At 44.5% G+C, this 18,585-nt stretch carries 16 protein-coding genes, 5 tRNA genes and 1 other RNA gene; 17 read left to right on the top strand and 5 right to left on the bottom strand.

The genetic code is table 11. The features are described from left to right. Positions 1-642: 642 nt before the first annotated feature. Positions 643-1,040, bottom strand: a transfer-messenger RNA (tmRNA) gene (ssrA, locus tag F7R58_RS10565). Between the two features lie 97 nt (positions 1,041-1,137). Continuing rightward, positions 1,138-5,523, bottom strand: a complete 4,386-nt coding sequence (locus F7R58_RS10570) for a choice-of-anchor L domain-containing protein (RefSeq protein ID WP_158064887.1) — start codon at positions 5,521-5,523, stop codon at positions 1,138-1,140. Between the two features lie 196 nt (positions 5,524-5,719). On the opposite strand from F7R58_RS10570, the gene rpsU reads away from it, so the two are divergent. The 16 genes from rpsU (at position 5,720) to rplL (ending at position 13,825) form a co-directional block, all read left to right on the top strand. Beyond that, positions 5,720-5,917, top strand: coding sequence for a 30S ribosomal protein S21 (gene rpsU, locus F7R58_RS10575; RefSeq protein WP_158064888.1), 198 nt, complete (start codon positions 5,720-5,722; stop codon positions 5,915-5,917). An 81-nt stretch (positions 5,918-5,998) separates the two neighbouring features. Next, complete coding sequence (locus F7R58_RS10580; protein WP_158064889.1) at positions 5,999-6,874, top strand: tyrosine-type recombinase/integrase; 876 nt, start codon at positions 5,999-6,001, stop codon at positions 6,872-6,874. 41 nt (positions 6,875-6,915) lie between these two features. Then, complete coding sequence (gene hpf / locus F7R58_RS10585; RefSeq protein WP_158064890.1) at positions 6,916-7,209, top strand: ribosome hibernation-promoting factor, HPF/YfiA family; 294 nt, start codon at positions 6,916-6,918, stop codon at positions 7,207-7,209. A gap of 100 nt (positions 7,210-7,309) precedes the next feature. Beyond that, a tRNA-Thr gene (locus tag F7R58_RS10590) sits at positions 7,310-7,383 on the top strand. An 18-nt stretch (positions 7,384-7,401) separates the two neighbouring features. After that, positions 7,402-7,484, top strand: a tRNA-Tyr gene (locus F7R58_RS10595). A gap of 84 nt (positions 7,485-7,568) precedes the next feature. Then, positions 7,569-7,641 (top strand) — tRNA-Gly (locus F7R58_RS10600). 107 nt (positions 7,642-7,748) lie between these two features. Next, positions 7,749-7,820 (top strand) — tRNA-Thr (locus F7R58_RS10605). 322 nt (positions 7,821-8,142) lie between these two features. Further along, the gene (gene tuf / locus F7R58_RS10610) at positions 8,143-9,330 is read left to right on the top strand and encodes an elongation factor Tu (RefSeq protein WP_158064891.1); all 1,188 of its coding nucleotides are present in this window, start codon (positions 8,143-8,145) and stop codon (positions 9,328-9,330) included. Positions 9,331-9,382: 52 nt separating this feature from the next. After that, positions 9,383-9,453, top strand: a tRNA-Trp gene (locus F7R58_RS10615). A gap of 13 nt (positions 9,454-9,466) precedes the next feature. Further along, positions 9,467-9,670 (top strand): preprotein translocase subunit SecE, encoded by a 204-nt coding sequence (gene secE / locus F7R58_RS10620; RefSeq protein ID WP_158064892.1) that lies wholly within the window; start codon positions 9,467-9,469, stop codon positions 9,668-9,670. A gap of 19 nt (positions 9,671-9,689) precedes the next feature. After that, positions 9,690-10,232 carry a transcription termination/antitermination protein NusG gene (gene nusG, locus F7R58_RS10625; protein WP_158064893.1) on the top strand — a complete coding sequence of 181 codons (543 nt, stop codon included), beginning with the start codon at positions 9,690-9,692 and terminating at the stop codon, positions 10,230-10,232. Positions 10,233-10,306: 74 nt separating this feature from the next. Next, positions 10,307-11,485: a hypothetical protein gene (locus F7R58_RS10630; RefSeq protein WP_158064894.1), complete on the top strand. Its 1,179-nt coding sequence runs from the start codon at positions 10,307-10,309 to the stop codon at positions 11,483-11,485. 179 nt (positions 11,486-11,664) lie between these two features. Beyond that, positions 11,665-12,108 carry a 50S ribosomal protein L11 gene (gene rplK, locus F7R58_RS10635; protein WP_158064895.1) on the top strand — a complete coding sequence of 148 codons (444 nt, stop codon included), beginning with the start codon at positions 11,665-11,667 and terminating at the stop codon, positions 12,106-12,108. A 12-nt stretch (positions 12,109-12,120) separates the two neighbouring features. Beyond that, complete coding sequence (gene rplA / locus F7R58_RS10640; protein WP_158064896.1) at positions 12,121-12,813, top strand: 50S ribosomal protein L1; 693 nt, start codon at positions 12,121-12,123, stop codon at positions 12,811-12,813. 13 nt (positions 12,814-12,826) lie between these two features. Then, positions 12,827-13,408 (top strand): 50S ribosomal protein L10, encoded by a 582-nt coding sequence (rplJ, locus tag F7R58_RS10645; RefSeq protein WP_158064897.1) that lies wholly within the window; start codon positions 12,827-12,829, stop codon positions 13,406-13,408. 48 nt (positions 13,409-13,456) lie between these two features. After that, entirely contained in the window at positions 13,457-13,825 is a 369-nt protein-coding gene (gene rplL / locus F7R58_RS10650) for a 50S ribosomal protein L7/L12 (RefSeq protein ID WP_158064898.1), read from the top strand. A gap of 78 nt (positions 13,826-13,903) precedes the next feature. On the opposite strand, the gene F7R58_RS10655 is transcribed toward rplL, so the two are convergent. Genes F7R58_RS10655 through hutI form a run of 3 tightly spaced genes read right to left on the bottom strand, consistent with a single transcriptional unit; the run spans position 13,904 to position 17,411 of the window. After that, positions 13,904-15,196 carry an aldehyde dehydrogenase family protein gene (locus F7R58_RS10655; RefSeq protein ID WP_158064899.1) on the bottom strand — a complete coding sequence of 431 codons (1,293 nt, stop codon included), beginning with the start codon at positions 15,194-15,196 and terminating at the stop codon, positions 13,904-13,906. A 60-nt stretch (positions 15,197-15,256) separates the two neighbouring features. After that, the gene (gene hutG, locus F7R58_RS10660) at positions 15,257-16,186 is read right to left on the bottom strand and encodes a formimidoylglutamase (RefSeq protein WP_158064900.1); all 930 of its coding nucleotides are present in this window, start codon (positions 16,184-16,186) and stop codon (positions 15,257-15,259) included. Continuing rightward, on the bottom strand, positions 16,179-17,411 hold the full coding sequence (gene hutI, locus F7R58_RS10665) for an imidazolonepropionase (protein WP_158064901.1): 1,233 nt from the start codon (positions 17,409-17,411) through the stop codon (positions 16,179-16,181). The genes hutG and hutI overlap by 8 nt, the downstream gene beginning before the upstream one ends. Before the next feature lie 127 nt (positions 17,412-17,538). On the opposite strand from hutI, the gene ruvB reads away from it, so the two are divergent. Beyond that, complete coding sequence (gene ruvB, locus F7R58_RS10670) at positions 17,539-18,561, top strand: Holliday junction branch migration DNA helicase RuvB (protein WP_158064902.1); 1,023 nt, start codon at positions 17,539-17,541, stop codon at positions 18,559-18,561. Positions 18,562-18,585: the final 24 nt, after the last annotated feature.

An 18,585-nucleotide genomic window follows, 5' to 3' on the forward strand; every position in this document is an offset into this window, starting at 1 on the left:
GCTTTTAAGCTTACGGCTTACAGCTTAATGCAATAACGCTCCGTTCAGATTTTTCTGAGCGGAGTTTTTTTTTGGAGCCGGAAACCTGCTCTCCGCTATTACTCCTCGTTCAGCCGCTCCCGGCTCGTTGCTCGCCGTCCGCAGCTTCACTATGGGGTAGCCGCTGCGATCAGGGCTAAGGGTTTGGGTTCCCGAATGCCATGCGGTCTGAATCAACAGTTCGGGCCGATCTAGTCTGATGCACTTTGCCCAATGCAACCTTGTCAAGGTTCAGAACCTTGACAAGGTTTACATTTCACACTGGAAAATACCGCGTTTGTATCTTTCGGCATGTTTGCCAACCGGAAGTGTTACTTCAAATGCAAATCATAGAAGCCAATGGGTGGTTATGGAATCCCGGGAAGGTGGTAAAAGCAATTGGTTGATTGCGTTTAGCTAATAGCTCTCTGCCAATAGCCATAAACATCAAGCTCTGTGAAGGTTTTCCTGACCAAATTTTGTATTTATTACTTACTTGCACCTCAAATAAGAAATTGCACTGCAGCTAAATTTAAAAAATACATCGATAAAGATTATTCTAAACTTAAACCAGGGAACTATAAAAAAAACAACCACCTGATAAACAGATGGTTAAGAATCAACTTGTGGAGTTGGAGGGATTCGAACCCTCGTCCAAACAAGCAACACATAAGATTTCTACATGCTTATTCTGCTTTTGGTTTTCGACCGGAAACAGAGAACAGACACCCAATTTCCGACTTAGCTTCTAAATTTTTCGTGCTCTGGCCGAAGCTTCCAAAGCCTTATTTCCGCATTTCTATACCCCGGACTCAGACGTCGCGAAACAGAACTTCTGCGGGATATCTTGCCTCCTTACTGTCTTCGGGAGAACGCTAATCTTACTATAATTCGGATTAAGCAGCAAGAGCAAACTCTTGGTCGCCAGTTAAAATTGTGTAGCAAGGGATTAAAGAGATCGCGCTACGGTTCTCTGCATGCTTACTTACCCATTGATCTTGCTGTCGAAACCAGTCAACCCCAGATAAGTCTGCAAAGATATGAAAATTTTATTCCAAAATAAGAATCTGACATTAAGGCATGAAAAAGCCGCGTCCAGGCGCGGCTCATTTAAACAATCTAATCTCTGTTCTTTACCAGGATCCAGCCGGTCCGCAGCACCGGTTTCTGAGTGATGGGATCGGTCCAGGTTACTTTGTACCAATAGGTATCCGTACTTACCTTAAAGTTGGTATAGTTACCTGTCCACACTGTTTTGGAAGGAGACGCGCGGAAAACTTCCTTACCGTACCTGTCGTGAATGGAGGCACTGAAGTTCTTATACTTGCTAACACCCGTAAAATCTATGTGATCATTTATGCCGTCGCCGTTAGGAGTGATGGCATTTCCAATAAAGAATGTAAGGTATTCCACTGTTCCGAAGCAGGTTTGACCCTTATAACGCACCGAAATAAAGTAAGTGGTATTCCGCAGGATGTTTGCGAAAATATTGGATGACTGCCAGGTGAGACCGTTATCAATGGAGAATTCAAGATCCGGACTTGGATCATCAACAATAACAGTCAGCGTATTGTTTTCGTAAACGATTTCCTTCACCTCCACAGGCGGTGTAAATGAAGCATTGGCGCTGAAGGTTTGCGAACAGACTCCGTTATTGATGGTAACCGTATAAGTTCCCGGTGTATCCACCGTAATGGTCTGGCTGGTGGCACCGGTACTCCATAGGTAAGTATAGTTCGGTCCTGAACCGGCGTCCAGCACATCGCTGAGACCTTCACAGAACTGAACATCTTCCAGTGTTGACGTGATGGCCGGTACTACGGTGATTGTAATATTTGCCACCGTACCCTGGCAACCGTTGGCTCCGATGCCGGTTACAGTATAGGTGGTTGTTACAGTTGGCGAAACAACCTGCGTGTTTCCGGAGCCGGGCAAACCTGTCCAGGTATAGTCCTGAGCACCTGAGGCGGTTAAAGTAACAGTTTCACCGGCGCAGATATTCATGTCGTTGGCCGTAAGCGTGATTACAGGAGGAAGGTTATTCTCAACCACGGTAACTGTCTGCTGCTGACTGCAGTTATTGCCGAAATTATTGGTGACAGTAAGTGTATAATTCCCTCCCTCATTAACCACAGGTGTCAGCGTATTGGCTCCCGACACAATGTTTCCGCCTGCCGAGGCCGTCCACAATATGGTTGCTCCCGCCTGGAAAGTGGAGGCGGATGCATTCAGCGTAATCGAGGGATTGGTACAGGTGATCTGCGCAGGCTGGGCTATGTTAATGTTGATGGGTGCATCAGTTGTTACTGTAGCACTTGCTGTATACTGACAGCCCGCCGGTGTAGTGACCGTAACCGTATAAGTTCCGGCCGTATTCACTACCGTGGACTGAGCTGCAGAACCATTAGACCACAGGAACGTATATCCCGTACCTGTTACATTGGCGGTAAGCGTTGTATTGGCACCCGGACAGAAAGAAAGGTTGCCTGTAATCTGGACATTAGGATCATTGTTCTGAACAATGTTTACCGAAACAGGCTGACTGGTGCATGTTCCGTTCGCTACTGTCAGTGAATAAGTTCCGGGCGTTGTTACGGTGATGGACTGCGTAGTTGCTCCTGTAGACCAAACATTACCGGTGGCATAGTTGGATGTAAGGACAACCGGTGTAGTACCGCAAATCGCCGGTGCCGACTGGGTAATCACAGGCGCCGGTGTTACGGTTACCGTAAGCTGAAGCTGTACCACCACCGCACAGTTTGCATTGCTTACACGAACATAAATAGTGGCTGTTCCCGAATTATAAGTTGCAGGTGTCGTAATATTGTTGGTATTGCCCGCATTGGCATCAGCTGCATTGGTATAGTAGGTAAATGTGACCCCGGGCTGAGTACTCATCGACGTTTGGGCCGAGGTAAGGTCGAAGGTAAAAGTGTTGGTGGGTGAACAGGTGCTCAGCGCGGCATTCTGGGCTACCGGCACCGGATTTTGAGAAACAGTTACCGACTGGCTGAACTGACAGTTACCCGGTGTGGTTACTGTAACAGTATAGGTGCCGGCAGTATTTACCGTTGTGGAGGCCGTAGTAGCACCGTTGGACCAAAGGAAAGTATTGCCTGTTCCGTTTGCTGTAGCTGTTAATGTTGTTGAACTGCCCGCGCAGAAAGCAGTATTTCCGGTAATCTGCACATTAGGATCCGGATTACCTGTAATGGTTACCGAGGCCGGTGCACCGGTACAGTTTCCTGAAGTATTTGTCAGCGTGTAGGTACCGGGTGTAGTTACGGTAATGGACTGCGTGGTTGCTCCCGTAGACCAGGTGTTTCCGGTGGCAAAATTGGAGGTAAGCGTTACACTTCCGGTTCCGCATATCACAGTGGAAGATGCAGTAATTGTGGGAACTACCGTTTGACTCACCGTCAGCTGAAGAGGTACAACTACAGCACAGCTTCCGCTCGTTACCCGCACATAAACCGTGGCCGTACCGGACACATAAGCCGTGGGGAGACCAATGGTGTTGGCATTTCCGTTATTAGCATCTGTTTGGTTCACATAATAGGTAAACACGACGCCCGGTGTAGTGCTGATACTTGGCTGCGCCGATGTCAAATCAAAGGTACCGGTGGCTGCCGGCGAGCAGATACTGAGACTGGAGCCCTGCGCCACAGGCGGCGTGTCTGCCTGAACCGTTACCGATTGCGTATACTGACAGTTCTGTGAAGTTGTTACAGTAACCGTATAAGTTCCCCCGGTGGAAACAGTGATATTTGGTGTAGTAGCCCCGGTGGACCAAAGAAAAGTATTTCCCGTACCGCTGGCTGTAGCTGTAAGTGTAGTTGAACCTCCCTGACAGAAGGCGAGATTTCCGGTGATCTGCACATTAGGATTCGTGGCCGCCGTAATTACAACCGTAGCCGGAGCACTCGTACAGGCCCCTGAGTTGTGGGTCACTGTATAAGTTCCCGGAGTGGTTACGGTAATGGTCTGCGTCGTTGCACCAGTAGACCATGTATTTCCTGTAGAATAGCTGGAAGTTAGCGTCACTCCTGATGATCCACATATAAATGTCGAAGATGCTGTGATCACAGGTGGCGCAGGTGTTGGATTTACTGTTAAAGTAAGTTCAGCAATATCGCTGCACTGTCCGCTGGTTACGCGTACATACACCACTCCTCCGGACGAGGTGTGCGCAGCCGGGTTCGGTATTGTATTCGTATTTCCGGCAGTTGCGTCTGCCAGTGAAAGATAATATTTAAAGGTAGCACCCGGAGTATTACTGATAGCGGGCTGCGCCGATGTCAGGTTGAACACTCCGTTTGCCGTGGCTGAGCATACGCTCAGGGCTGCATCCAGGGCCTGCGGTTGCGGAAGAGTGGCAATTGTAACCTCTGCGGAACCCGGACAGGTAGAGCCGGGAACCAGCACTTGCACGGAGTACACACCGGCCTGAGTCGCCGTATAGGAACTTGCTGTAGCACCGGCAATAGGACCTCCGTTGAGATACCACTGATAAGTAGCTCCCGCAACAGGCACAGTAGCATTTAATACCTGTGATGATCCTGCACAAATACTGATATTGGATGGTAATGGATTACCGGAGGGGTCAGTAAGCTGCACACCAATATTGAAGGAACCTGCCTGGAAAAATACACCGGTATCATATTCAGTATCGTTATAATCTGCCAACACCATCTTGAAACGGTAGGTTTCACCCGGAATCACCGGGGCTGTAGCGGTGAGCGGGATGGTCCGGCCGGCAAAATTGGTCTCAATATTTGCCGTGTTGTTTCCGGCATAGTACTGCTGGTTTATGGCAGGACAGGAAGCTGATACAAAGGGATGAATATTGGTAACGCTCACCGGTCCGCCACCGGCGGGTAACACCGCCATATTGGTATAGGTAGGATCGCTTACCTTCTTCAGCAACAGCGCAAACCCGTCTGTGTAATTACAAGCAAATCCTCCGGAATACTCTTCGGAGGCAAAAATATAATTAAAGGTAATTTCACTTGTTACGGGTACAAAGTCAAACTGGATATAAGTAGCATCCCGTAGGTTACTGTTAGGTACTGCAATGGCTGTAGCAAGGTCAGGGTCTCCCAGCGTACCCAATGTTCCGCTCAGGTTACCCGCAATAAAGGAATTTCCGGCCTGACTGGCCTGACCGGTCATAAGCACAAGACCCTCATTGAAAGGAAAAGCGGTTGTACCTTTATTGAAATAACCCCAGGACCGTGATGGATTTGTAGCAGATAAACCGGGTGAAACTACCACATTGGTTACACTCGCCGCACAGTTGGCACCCCCACTGATCAGTACATTTTCAATAAGTTGCTGTACAGTGTATGAACTTTGAGGATAACCGGGCGTGTTTACATCGATAAATGCACCAGCCAACATGCTCTTAGCCGTGGGAGTCGCTGCAACACTTCCCTGTCTCTTACTTTGGCCGGATAAGAATGCGCAGACGGACAGGACATATAACAGTAGAAAAAGTTTTTTCATAATAAGAAATTGTAAAAGGCGGACCTGAACCGTCACAGTATGCTTTAGAGCAGGCAAACCACTGAAACAATGTTGTAAGCTTCATTTATATCGGATAAAATTACTAATTAATTTTAAAATATCATTTTATCATACGTTTAAGTTTGCCAGTTATAAAAAAAATTCTATTTTTGCAGTCCAAAATGAGATGTAAATTATGTTAATTATCCCAGTAAAAGACGGCGAGTCTATAGACAGAGCACTTAAGAAATACAAAAGAAAATTTGATAAAACAGGTGTTGTTAGAGCTTTAAGAAGCAGACAGCAGTTCATCAAGCCTTCTGTAACACTAAGACAATCTAAACTGAAAGCTGCCTACAAACAAAGAGAGGCCAGCAAAGAAGATCAGGCTTAAAAATTTTTACTTACAAAATACTAAATCACTTTCCAAACAGTTATATTTGGAAGGTGATTTTTTTGTTTTTAATATCCTGGCATGATCAGTAAATTCCTTGAACATATTACGCTTGAAAAGCGGTATTCACCCCATACCCTTACCAGCTACCAAAAAGACCTTACGGACTTCCGGGAATTTTACCTCCGAACCGAAGGCAGTGCGCACACGTCGCAAGCGGACAGGAAAGTGATCCGCAATTTCATGGTGAGCCTCAGTGAAAGCGGTATGTCCAAACGCAGCATCAACCGAAAACTGTCCGCGCTTCGCTCCTATTTCCTTTTCCTCCTTAAAATTGGCGAGATCCAGGTCTCCCCTATGGAAAACATACAGTCACTCAAATTCTATCCTGAAAAACAGATTCCAATGTCTCAGGATGAAATGCAGGACTTCCGTACACTCACACCGGACCTGCCGGACCTGCTTTCCCATCTTATTGTTGAAACACTTTACCAAACCGGAATGCGTAAGGCAGAACTGTGCAGCCTGCTGTACAGAGATGTAGATCTGGCCACTGCCGAACTCCGCGTCACAGGAAAAGGCAACAAAGAAAGAGTCATTCCCATCTCCCCGGCATTGGGCGAAAAAATGCAGCGCTACCTGGAAATAAGAAAGCCCCTGATTCAAAATGAAATATATTTCTTTGTTAACTCCAGGGGAAAAAAACTGGGCGAAAAGTTTGTATATTCAACGGTTAATAGATACCTTGGTATGGTAACTGCTAAGAAGAAAAAGAGCCCGCACATCCTCAGGCACAGTTTTGCTACACATGTACTGGATAACGGCGCGGAAATCTCAAAAGTGAAGAAATTGCTTGGCCATTCTTCACTGGCGTCTACGCAGGTTTATACCCAGGCAAATATAGAACAGCTTAAAAAAGTGTTTAACAGCACACACCCGAGAGCGAAAAAAGAATGAGTGAACATAAGTTCAGATGTATAATTTAAAAAAATGTTATTATGAAAATTTCAGTACAGTCTATAGGACTGACACCCCACGCACCGCTTGAAGACCATATTGAAAAGAAACTTAATAAACTTGAAAACTACTATGACAAAATTATAGAGACCAATGTGTTCCTGAAAGTGGAAAATAAATCCGACAAGGAAAACAAAACAGTAGAGCTTATCTTAGGCGTTCCGGGTGATGATATCGTAGTAAAGAAGACCACATCCAGTTTTGAGGAAAGTTTGGACCTTTGTGCTGAGGTAGCTAAAAAGCTGCTAATCAAGAAAAAAGAATTAGCGTCATAAATTTTATTAAAAGTTTTTAAATAATTACTTGTAGGTTTCAAAAAAACTACCTTATATTTGCACTCGCAAAAAGAGATCAGCGTTCTTTTGAAATCTATTTGCCTCCTTAGCTCAGTTGGCCAGAGCACGTGATTTGTAATCTCGGGGTCGTGGGTTCGAATCCCTCAGGAGGCTCAGTATTTTTGTAAAATTGGGGAGATTCCAGAGTGGCCAAATGGATCAGACTGTAACTCTGCTGTCTTACGACTTCGCAGGTTCGAATCCTGCTCTCCCCACATTTTATAAAAAATATCTTGCAATTTTAAATTTAAACCTTAAATTTGCAAACCGTTTACCAACACTATTTGTTAAACACAAATGCGGAAGTAGCTCAGTTGGTAGAGCGTCAGCCTTCCAAGCTGAATGTCGCGAGTTCGACCCTCGTCTTCCGCTCTAAAAATCACAACCAAAATAAGGCTTGTGATTTTTTTTTAAACAGTTGCCGACGAAGTCTCGTCTGGAGACGAAACATTTCCCTGGCAAGGAAAAAAAAACAAATTGCCGACGTAGCTCAGGGGTAGAGCGTTTCCTTGGTAAGGAAGAGGTCGTGAGTTCAAATCTCATCGTTGGCTCTATAAAAGCAAATCTCTCAGAAATGGGAGATTTTTTTTATGCCGAAAACACCAATATTAAAACTGTAAACAAGTTTGTAATGCATGCACAGGACATTGTGCCGCAATGGTAAAGCAAGCAACACCATTATTTTACTTACATATTTTCTGAAACCGGAAAATTTTATATAAATTTGCAGTCCTAGAATTTAATGTCCCCATGTGGCAAATGCCTGGATTTGAATGTTGAAACTTTTTTTATTGCAAAAAGGTTTTGATTTTCAAAAAATCACTATATTTGCGCACTGAAATTTTAAAAAGTAATTAAATAAATATTTAAATCATGGCAAAGGAAACGTTTAATCGTAACAAACCGCACTTAAACATTGGTACCATCGGTCACGTTGACCATGGTAAGACTACTTTAACTGCAGCAATTTCTAAAGTATTATCCGATAAAGGATACGGTGAAGCTAGAGACTTCTCTTCTATTGACTCCGCTCCGGAAGAAAAAGAAAGAGGTATTACTATCAACACTGCTCACATCGAGTATGAAACTGAGAACAGACACTACGCTCACGTAGACTGCCCAGGTCACGCCGATTATGTAAAGAACATGGTAACTGGTGCTGCCCAGATGGACGGTGCTATCCTGGTTTGTGCTGCTACAGACGGACCAATGCCACAAACAAGAGAACACATCCTTCTTTGCCGTCAGGTAAACGTACCTAGAGTTGTTGTTTTCATGAACAAAGTGGACATGGTTGATGATGCTGAGCTTCTTGAACTTGTTGAACTTGAACTAAGAGACCTTCTTTCTTCTTACGAATACGATGGAGATAACTCTCCGGTAATCCAGGGTTCTGCTCTTGGTGCACTTAACGGTGAGCCAAAATGGGTTGCAACTGTAGAAGAACTGATGGCTGCTGTAGATTCTTGGATAGAACTTCCTGTAAGAGATCAGGATAAGCCATTCCTTATGCCAATTGAAGATGTATTCTCCATTACTGGTAGAGGTACTGTAGCAACCGGTAGAATTGAATCAGGTATCATCAACACTGGTGACGCTGTAGATATCGTAGGTATGGGTGACGAGAAACTTACTTCTACTGTAACAGGTGTGGAGATGTTCCGTAAGATCCTGGACAGAGGTGAAGCTGGTGATAACGTAGGTATCCTTCTTAGAGGTATTGAAAAAACCGATATCAGAAGAGGTATGGTAATCGCTAAGTCAGGTTCTGTTAAGCCACACAAAAAATTCAAAGCAGAGGTTTATATCCTTTCTAAAGAAGAAGGTGGACGTCACACTCCATTCCACAACAAATACCGTCCACAGTTCTACGTAAGAACTACTGACGTAACAGGTGAGATCTTCCTGCCTGAAGGAGTGGAAATGGTAATGCCAGGTGATAACATCACTATTACTGTAGAATTGCTTCAGCCAATCGCTCTTAACGTAGGTCTTAGATTTGCGATCAGAGAAGGTGGTAGAACAGTTGGTGCAGGTCAGGTAACTGAAATCCTGGATTAATCATCCACTAATCATAAAGTTCCGCAAGGAAACTTGCGGAACTTTTTAATCTACGGGCATCGTCCAATGGTAGGATACCGGTCTCCAAAACCGTTGATCAGGGTTCGAATCCTTGTGCCCGTGCTAAATTTTAGAAATGAGCGTAGCCAATTTTATTAAAGGTTCTTATCACGAGTTTAAAGATAAAGTGGAATGGCCAAAATGGCCGGAGCTTCAGTCTTCTACAATTGTTATCACAGTTGCTACCGTAATACTTGCAGTTTTTGTATTCGGAGTAGATGAGCTTTTCTCAAAAGCCATCCAAAACATAATTGACTTGCTTTCAGGTCTTTTCATCTAAAAAATAATTTCCCCGGGAAATGAGTGATTTGAAATGGTACGTGCTGAAGTCAATCAGCGGTCAGGAAAATAAGGTAAAAAACTATATTGAGAACGAGATGAAGCATCATGGCTTCGAACAGTACGTTACTCAGGTAGTTATTCCTATGGAAAAAGTTATCGTAATGAGAAACGGTAAGAAAGTTCCTAAAGAAAGACCTTACTACCCGGGCTATCTGATGGTGGAGGCCAACTTAATCGGCGAAATCCCGCACATCATCAAGAACATCCCTGGTGTTATCTCTTTCCTGAGCCTTACAAAAGGGGGAGATCCTGTACCGATGAGGAAGTCTGAAGTGAACAGGATGCTTGGACGTATGGATGAGCTTTCTGAATTCGCTACCGAACTGGAAATCCCATATGTAGTTGGCGAGAATATCAAAATCATTGAAGGGCCGTTTAACGGATTTAATGGTACCGTTGAAAAAATTCTGGAGGACAAAAAGAAACTTGAAGTTTCCGTCCTTATCTTCGGGCGTAAAACACCAATGGAACTTAGTTTCCTTCAGGTAGAGAAGGTGTAAGACTTTACCTTAAAAAAAACACAGAACCGTTCATACTGAGCGGTTTTTTTTATATTTAACAAAATAAATAATTGATGAAAAAAATCTATTTCTTGTGTTTACTAGCAGCGACACAGCTTGCCATTGCGCAAATTAAATTTGAAAATGCCTACCTGATTGACCAAACAGGCAACAAAAAAGACGTATTGATCCGTAACGGCGACTGGTTGGAGAATCCTGTCATCATTCAAGTTAAAGATTCGGAGGCATCAAAAGAATACAGCCTAGGCCTGAACGAGGTTCAGGAGTTCGGCTTTCAGGATGACACCGTATTCCGCAGATTTACAGTGGACATCAGTAACTACGAAAAAGACCTCGGCAAAATTGATCAAAATCCCGACTTCAGTCCGCAGAAACAAACCGTTTTTCTGAAACAGTTGTCGGAGGGAAAACTAAACTTGTATTCTTACTATAAAGGTACACCGAAATATTTCTATGCTGCTCCCGGCGAACAACCGAAACAGTTACTTTACCGCAGATATTACAATGATAAGAATGATCTACAGACTGTAAATACATACCGTGAGCAACTTGCCAGTTTACTGAATTGCTCAGGAACCAATTATAACACCGCCCAATACAGTACAACATCCCTAAAGCAACTTTTTGACACATACAACAATGACTGCAACAAAGTGGAATCTTCCGGAACGAGAAAATCCAGATTTGCAGTTAACGTTGTAGCGGAAGCGCATATGTTAAAAACCTCATTTAACAGCCCAATCTACTACCTGGATAATATTAGTATGGAGTCTCAACTGGTTCCGAAGTTCGGTATTGAACTGGAATATTTCCTGCCCTTTAACAAACAGTCCTTTTCCATAATCGCAGCACCTAAATATTATCAGTATAAAAATGAATTTGTGCGGGTGTACGATGTTGCACCACACACACAAACTATTCAGCTTTCAACTTCAACACTGGAGATACCCCTTGGTTTCCGATATTATAATTACTTCAACAATTCCAATTCAATGTTTGCCACACTTGCTTATCAGATTAAGACAGACTTTGAAGGCAGCCTGGGCGTGAATTCGCAAGAGCGCGAGCTGCAGTCAGGTTCTGCAACTTCATTTTTGTTAGGCGTTGGTTACCGCTATAAACGACTTATGGGTGAATTGGTTTATGCACCTTTCCGCTCGAGTTCAACCACCTATTTTACCGACATCAAAACATCGGATGTAGGATTATCGTTAAAATACAATATTTTCTAATTCCAGTGAAAATAGAAGAGCGCAAAATTCTTTCTTCAAATCAACAGTTTACGCTTGCGATATCAAAAATAATTCTTAATTTTGCAGTCCGAAATGTTAAGTGGTTTTGTGAGACAACCGCTTAGCGGATTTATAAATGCTTCCACATTCATAAATTACTAATTTTTTAAAAACAAAAAATGGCTAAAAAAGTCTTTAAAATGGTAAAGCTTCAGGTGAAGGGTGGCGCAGCTAACCCGTCTCCACCAGTAGGTCCGGCTTTGGGTTCTGCAGGTGTGAACATCATGGAGTTTTGTAAGCAGTTCAACGGTAGAACTCAGGATAAGCCGGGACAGGTTTTGCCTGTTGTAATTACAGTTTTCGAAGATAAATCCTTTGAATTCGTAATTAAAACGCCTCCTGCAGCCATCCAGCTGATGGACGCAGCAAAAGTGAAGTCCGGATCCGGAGAGCCTAACCGTAACAAGGTTGGTTCCGTAACATGGGCTCAGGTACAGAAAATCGCCGAAGATAAAATGTCGGATCTAAACTGTTTCACAATGGATTCCGCAATGACTATGGTAGCGGGTACAGCTAGGTCTATGGGCTTAAGAGTAACAGGACAGAAACCAACAAACGCTTAATACTTACTGAAAATGGCAAAATTGACTAAAAAACAAAAGGAAGCGTTTAGCAAAGTTGAAAAGAACAAAATCTACAACCTGGAAGAAGCATCTGCTTTGGTAAAGGAAGTAAATACTGCAAAATTTGATGCATCTGTGGACATTGCTGTTCGCCTGGGAGTAGACCCAAGAAAAGCAAACCAAATGGTAAGAGGTGTGGTATCCCTTCCACACGGTACCGGTAAGGATGTTAAAGTTCTTGCTCTTGTAACTCCGGACAAAGAAGCTGAAGCTAAAGAAGCAGGTGCAGATTATGTAGGTCTTGACGAATATTTACAGAAAATAAAAGAAGGCTGGACAGACGTTGACGTTATTGTAACTATGCCGTCTGTTATGGGTAAACTGGGACCTTTAGGTAGAGTACTTGGACCAAGAGGTCTTATGCCGAACCCTAAATCCGGTACAGTAACAATGGATGTAGCCAAAGCTGTTGCAGAGGTTAAAGCCGGTAAGATTGATTTCAAGGTAGACAAGTACGGTATCGTACATGCAGCCATCGGAAAAGTATCTTTTGAGCCTGCTAAGATTAAGGAAAATGCGGTTGAACTGCTTCAGACGCTTATCAAACTTAAGCCTACTGCAGCCAAAGGTGTTTACGTGAAGAGCATCTATATGTCTTCCACTATGAGCCCCGGGATTGCAATTGATACTAAATCTGTAAACTAAAATCTGAAATACAATGACTAAAGAAGATAAAGTATTAGTAATACAAGAAATAAAAGACCTTCTGCAGGACGCGAAAGTGGTTTATGTAGCAGATCTTGAAGGCTTGAATGCTGCAAAGTCGTCAGATTTTAGAAGACAGGCATTTAAGAACAACATCAGCGTGAAAGTGGTGAAAAACACACTTCTGCAGAAAGCGATGGAATCAATGGAAGTGGACTTCTCTGAAATGTTTCAGACATTCAAAGGAAACTCCGCTCTTATGGTGGCCGAAACCGCTAACGCACCTGCAAAGCTGATTAAGGATTTCAGAAAAAAGGATGCAACTCCTGCCCTTAAGTCTGCTTATGTACAGGAAACTGTTTATGTAGGTGATGAAAACCTGGAAACCCTGGCAAACATCAAATCCAAAGAAGAAATGCTTGGAGAAATCATCGGATTGCTTCAGTCACCAATTCAAAGACTTGTTTCTGCATTACAGAACAAAGCTGAAGGTGCTGATGCTGCTGAAGAAACTCCTGCTGACGAAGCTCCAGCCGCTGAAACTGCTGCTGCTCCGGAAGCTGCAGAAGGAACTGATGCTCCTGCTGCTGAATAATACACACTCAAAACAACATAATCGTTCAACATTTAAAACATTATCACAATGTCAGATTTAAAAAACTTAGCGGAAACGCTTGTAAACCTTACTGTAAAAGACGTAAATGAATTAGCTGCTATCCTTAAGGATGAGTACGGAATTGAGCCAGCTGCTGCTGCTGTAGTAATGGCTGCAGGTGGTGCTGCTGAAGCTGCTGAAGAGAAAACGGAATTCGACGTTATCCTTAAAGCTGCGGGTGCTTCCAAACTTGCTGTAGTTAAATTGGTAAAAGATCTTACAGGTGCTGGTCTTAAAGAAGCTAAGGATATGGTAGACGGAGCTCCTGCTCCAATCAAAACCGGTGTTTCTAAAGACGAAGCTGAAGCTCTTAAGAAGCAACTGGAAGAAGCAGGTGCTGAAGTAGAACTTAAGTAAGTTTACAATTTACAATAAACAGGAAAGCGTCTTTTTTAAGACGCTTTCTCTTTTTTATATATGTATGCTTCCGGTCAGCTACTCTCCTACCACCGTTTTAACAGTTACAAACTCCTTCAGCGCGAGCAAAGAAAGTTCTACTCCATAACCAGAAGATTTGGCGCCGCCAAAGGGCAGCCTCGGATCCGAACTGGTTTCCCGGTTTATGCTTACGGTACCGGATTCCAGGTGATCTGTGAAGAATTTCTGTCTTTTCCGGTCTGCTGTCCAAACAGAGTTCGCAAGTCCGAAAGGGATATCATTGGCAAGCTCTAATGCTTCTTTGTCGTTTTTCGCTGTCATAACCATCCCCAGTGGCCCAAAAAGTTCCTGTTGCAGCACCGGATTACCGGTCTTCACCTTAATGAGACCGGGCATGAAAGCGGTCTCTGAAATTCTTTCTAATGGCAGAATGATCTCTGCCCCGTTTTCCAATGCGGTTGTGTACTGCTTCTCCAGTTCATCAGCAAGATCCGGCCTGGCCATTCCTGCGATCTCAGTTTCAGGATCCATAGGGTCTCCCGGCACATACTTTCTGTACTCATTAATAAAGAGTGGCATAAAATCTTTTTCAATTTTTTTTTGGATGATGAAGCGCTTACCTGCATTACAGGCCTGACCACAGTTGGCCAACCTGGCCTTTGCAGCACTGACCGCCGCGGATTCCAAATCTGCATCGTCCAGCACTATAAAGGCATCCGAGCCGCCAAGTTCCAGCAGTGATTTCTTAATATACTTACCAGCAGTAGCAGCAACCTCAGCACCGGCACCCTCACTGCCCGTAAGACTTACGGCCTTTACGATACTGTTTTCCAAAAGTTCCTTCACGACCTCATGACCAACCTCCAGATTCTGAAAGACAGCTTTAGGAAAACCTGCCTCCAAAAAGAGCTTTTCAATAGCTTTACCACTGCCGAAACAGATGGACGCATGTTTAACCACCACTGTGTTGCCCGCCAAAATCGTAGGTACGGCAAACCGGAGAACCTGCCAAAACGGGAAATTCCACGGCATTACTCCCAGAATCACACCTTTCGGCGCATAATGGATTTCAGATATCCGGAATTCGGTCTCTACCTTCTCCGGCTTCAGGACATTCTCAGCGTTTGCATAGTAACGCGTCATCAGAGCACACTTTTCCACTTCGGCAACCGCCTGTGAGATAGGTTTGCCCATCTCCTCAGTGATAATTTTTGCCAAATCTTCCGAATCCCTGTCCAGAAGTTTCGCAAGTTTCTTAAACAGTTTTTTCCGTTCACTGAAGGAAACTGTTTTCCAATCCTGATAAGACCTCTCGGCACTTTTCAGTTTATTCTGTATTTCTTTTGTCATTTTTTTATTTTGCTGGTTCAGCTGTTCGTCAGCGATCAATTATGCTTCAAAACTGATGCCTTAGCTCATCAGCCATTCATTTACGAGCGAAGCAGCAAGCCGCGCTGTTCTCTGATCAGGATCCAGTGCCGGATTCACTTCAGCAACATCCAGCGCAAGCAGCTTTTTATTTTGAAGTATATGTCTGTAGAAATGCATGAACGCAGCATCAGCAAAAATTCCGCTGTAAGCCAGAGCTGAAACTCCCGGTGCTATTGCCGCATTAAAGACATCCATGCAGATAGTGAGATAAATGACATCTGTACTGTTTGCCAAATCATCAATTCTCTCATAAATACCGGGCAGGTTTTCGAAGAAAATTTCGTCTGCTGTTATATAACGCATGCCGTATTGGTGAGCGGTATCAAAAAGTTTCAGTGTATTGGAATTTCGCTGTATCCCGATATGAAGTGAATGGATTGCGCCTTCCTGAGCAATTTGCCAGAAACCTGTCCCCGAGCTAGGGCCTACACCAGCCTCCGGCTCCCGGTTATCAAAATGGGCATCGATATTTATAATGCCGATCTTTTTATCAGGAAAAGCTTTTCGCAGGCCGGAAAAATGGGCATAGGTAACCTCGTGTCCACCGCCCAGTACGACGGAACGTCCACCGTTTACCAAAACAGAAGATGTCTTTGCTGCCAATTCAGACTGGGCTGCTTCCAGGGTAGAATCACATGCAATATCACCAAAATCCTTTAACGAAAAATCGGGTTTTACCACCGGGAAATTGCCCATGTTTCTACGTATAACTTCCGGTGCCAATGCGGCTCCAACCCGACCCTTGTTACGTCGAACACCTTCGTCTACCGCAAATCCATGCAAAACGAAATCTTTAGGTGAAATCTCATCATAACTGTTCTGAAGTGAAACCCGCTGCCAGATCCTGTGCTGCAGGGCTTCATCGCCATCAAGGCGTCCCTGCCAAATACTGTTGTTTTGCTTAATCATTCCCAATCCTTTTTCCGTTCACAAATACAGTTTCGGCCTCTAAACTTCCCTGGCGGTAAAGTACATTCTGAAAATTATCTGTTTTGTAGGTCACAAAATCAGCTTTCATCCCTTTTTCCAGCTTTCCACGGTCTTCAAGACCCAATGCATAGGCAGAGCGGAAAGTCATGCCGGCTAAGACTTCGGCGGTAGACAGTTTTTGAAAGGCGGCTAATATGGACGCCTGAGTCACCAGATTACCCATGGGCGCAGAGCCGGGATTCCAGTCGGAAGCGATGGCCAGGATACCGTTTGCATCAAGGATCTTGCGGGCTGGTGTGAATTTTTCACCCAGGCCAAGACTGGCACCAGGCAGCGCAACTGCTACCGTTTCAGAATCTGCCAAAAATGCAATGTCGTCATCAGCAGTAGCTTCCAGATGGTCTGCGGATTTTGCACCCACTTCAACTGCAATTCTGGAACTGCCCGGCGTAAACTGATCCGCATGAACCGTGATATCGAACCCCAGTTCCTTCGCTTTTAACAGGAAATCACGCCCTTCTTCCGGCTGGAAGGCCGATTTCTCAATAAAGATATCTACACGCTTGGCGAGTTTTTCCTCCTTAACCAACGGTAAAATCGTATCTGTAATATAATTTAGGTAATCTGAATTGCTGCCCTCAAAATCGCGCGGCTTAAGATGCGCGGCCAGGCAGGTTGGAATAAGCGTAGCTTCAGTCATTGCCTGAACTTTCCTGATGACACGCAGCATTTTCAGCTCATTTTCTGCATCCAGACCATAACCTGATTTGATTTCTATCGTAGTGATGCCGAGTGACAGCAGAAAATTCACTCTTTCCAGTGTGCTTGTTATCAATTCCTCTTCCGCAGCTGATCTGGTGTGCTGAACGGAACTCCAGATTCCGCCGCCACTTTCAGCAATCTCAAGATAGCTTTTGCCTGCGTTACGCATGGCGAAGTCATTGGCGCGGTTTCCGCCAAAACAGATATGCGTATGACAGTCGGCAAAGGCCGGCAGACAAACCTGTGTGCCTGCTACGGGCTCAATTTCAGCATCCGGAAATTTTTCGGACAGGTCGTGAAAAGAAGCCACCTCCTCCACGACACCTTCCTTCACCAAAATCCCTCCGTTTTCTATAATCTGCAGTTGCTCATCAGCCAGTTTTCCACGTAACGGGAGGTTGGCCAGGGTGATGATCTGTTTAAAAGGTCCAATAAGTTTCATATCTGTAAATTTAAGACTAATAGACAAGCCGGCAAAGATTTTAGGAAGAACAAGCCATGACGGACGCCCCAATGTTTAAGAGATTCCACCTAAAATCATTATCTTTGAAGATATACAAAACTGAGGTATGCCCGATTTTTTACATCCTGATAAGGATAATTTTTCAGATGATGAACTGCTGCAGGAGGAGAAAATCCGGCCGCAGAGTTTTCAGGACTTTGCCGGGCAGCGAAAGACACTGGACAATCTGGAAGTCTTCGTAGCTGCAGCCAAAAACCGTGGTGGAGCGCTGGACCACGTGCTGCTTCACGGCCCGCCGGGACTGGGAAAAACAACGTTGGCAAATATTATAGCAAATGAACTTGGAGTAGGCTGTAAAATCACCTCCGGACCCGTGCTGGATAAACCGGGAAGCCTGGCGGGACTGCTGACCAATTTGGATGAAAATGATGTGCTTTTCATTGACGAGATTCACCGCCTTTCCCCTATCGTTGAAGAATATCTGTATTCAGCAATGGAAGATTATAAAATAGACATTATGCTGGAAACCGGGCCCAATGCCCGCAGCGTACAGATCGGCCTCAATCCCTTTACTCTCGTCGGTGCCACCACAAGAAGCGGAATGCTCACCAAGCCAATGCTTGCCAGATTTGGCATACAATCCCGGCTGGAATATTACACGATTGAACTGCTGGGAATGATTATTGAAAGAAGTGCCCGGGTGCTTGGCGTGAAGATTTATGAAGATGCAGCACTGGAAATAGCCCGCAGAAGCCGCGGAACTCCCAGGATTGCCAACGCTTTGCTCAGAAGAGTGCGGGATTTTGCGGAGATAAAAGGCAATGGTGAGATAGAAATTGAGATCACAAAATACGCGCTCAATTCATTGAATGTTGATGAATTTGGCCTGGATGACATGGACAATAAAATAATGCGGGTGATGATAGAGAACTTTCGCGGAAAACCGGTAGGTATTTCGGCACTGGCTACATCAATCGGCGAAAATCCGGAAACCCTGGAAGAAGTTTATGAGCCGTTCCTGATTCAGGAAGGTTTTATGATCCGCACACCGCGCGGACGCGAGGTGACAGAGAAAGCCTATAGACATCTGAACATCCGCCTGCCCAAAAGACCGGACCAATTGTTCTAGTTTCTATAGCAATTACCTGCAATA

The sequence above is a fragment of the Chryseobacterium sp. genome (assembly GCF_008831505.1).
Classification (GTDB): Bacteria; Bacteroidota; Bacteroidia; order Flavobacteriales; family Weeksellaceae; genus Marnyiella.

Coding starts and splice junctions, on each gene's coding strand:
- F7R58_RS10570 (WP_158064887.1), bottom strand. CDS start 5,523: ATGAAAAAACTTTTTCTACTGTTATATGTCCTGTCCGTCTGCGCATTC.
- rpsU (WP_158064888.1), top strand. CDS start 5,720: ATGTTAATTATCCCAGTAAAAGACGGCGAGTCTATAGACAGAGCACTT.
- F7R58_RS10580 (WP_158064889.1), top strand. CDS start 5,999: ATGATCAGTAAATTCCTTGAACATATTACGCTTGAAAAGCGGTATTCA.
- hpf (WP_158064890.1), top strand. CDS start 6,916: ATGAAAATTTCAGTACAGTCTATAGGACTGACACCCCACGCACCGCTT.
- tuf (WP_158064891.1), top strand. CDS start 8,143: ATGGCAAAGGAAACGTTTAATCGTAACAAACCGCACTTAAACATTGGT.
- secE (WP_158064892.1), top strand. CDS start 9,467: ATGAGCGTAGCCAATTTTATTAAAGGTTCTTATCACGAGTTTAAAGAT.
- nusG (WP_158064893.1), top strand. CDS start 9,690: ATGAGTGATTTGAAATGGTACGTGCTGAAGTCAATCAGCGGTCAGGAA.
- F7R58_RS10630 (WP_158064894.1), top strand. CDS start 10,307: ATGAAAAAAATCTATTTCTTGTGTTTACTAGCAGCGACACAGCTTGCC.
- rplK (WP_158064895.1), top strand. CDS start 11,665: ATGGCTAAAAAAGTCTTTAAAATGGTAAAGCTTCAGGTGAAGGGTGGC.
- rplA (WP_158064896.1), top strand. CDS start 12,121: ATGGCAAAATTGACTAAAAAACAAAAGGAAGCGTTTAGCAAAGTTGAA.
- rplJ (WP_158064897.1), top strand. CDS start 12,827: ATGACTAAAGAAGATAAAGTATTAGTAATACAAGAAATAAAAGACCTT.
- rplL (WP_158064898.1), top strand. CDS start 13,457: ATGTCAGATTTAAAAAACTTAGCGGAAACGCTTGTAAACCTTACTGTA.
- F7R58_RS10655 (WP_158064899.1), bottom strand. CDS start 15,196: ATGACAAAAGAAATACAGAATAAACTGAAAAGTGCCGAGAGGTCTTAT.
- hutG (WP_158064900.1), bottom strand. CDS start 16,186: ATGATTAAGCAAAACAACAGTATTTGGCAGGGACGCCTTGATGGCGAT.
- hutI (WP_158064901.1), bottom strand. CDS start 17,411: ATGAAACTTATTGGACCTTTTAAACAGATCATCACCCTGGCCAACCTC.
- ruvB (WP_158064902.1), top strand. CDS start 17,539: ATGCCCGATTTTTTACATCCTGATAAGGATAATTTTTCAGATGATGAA.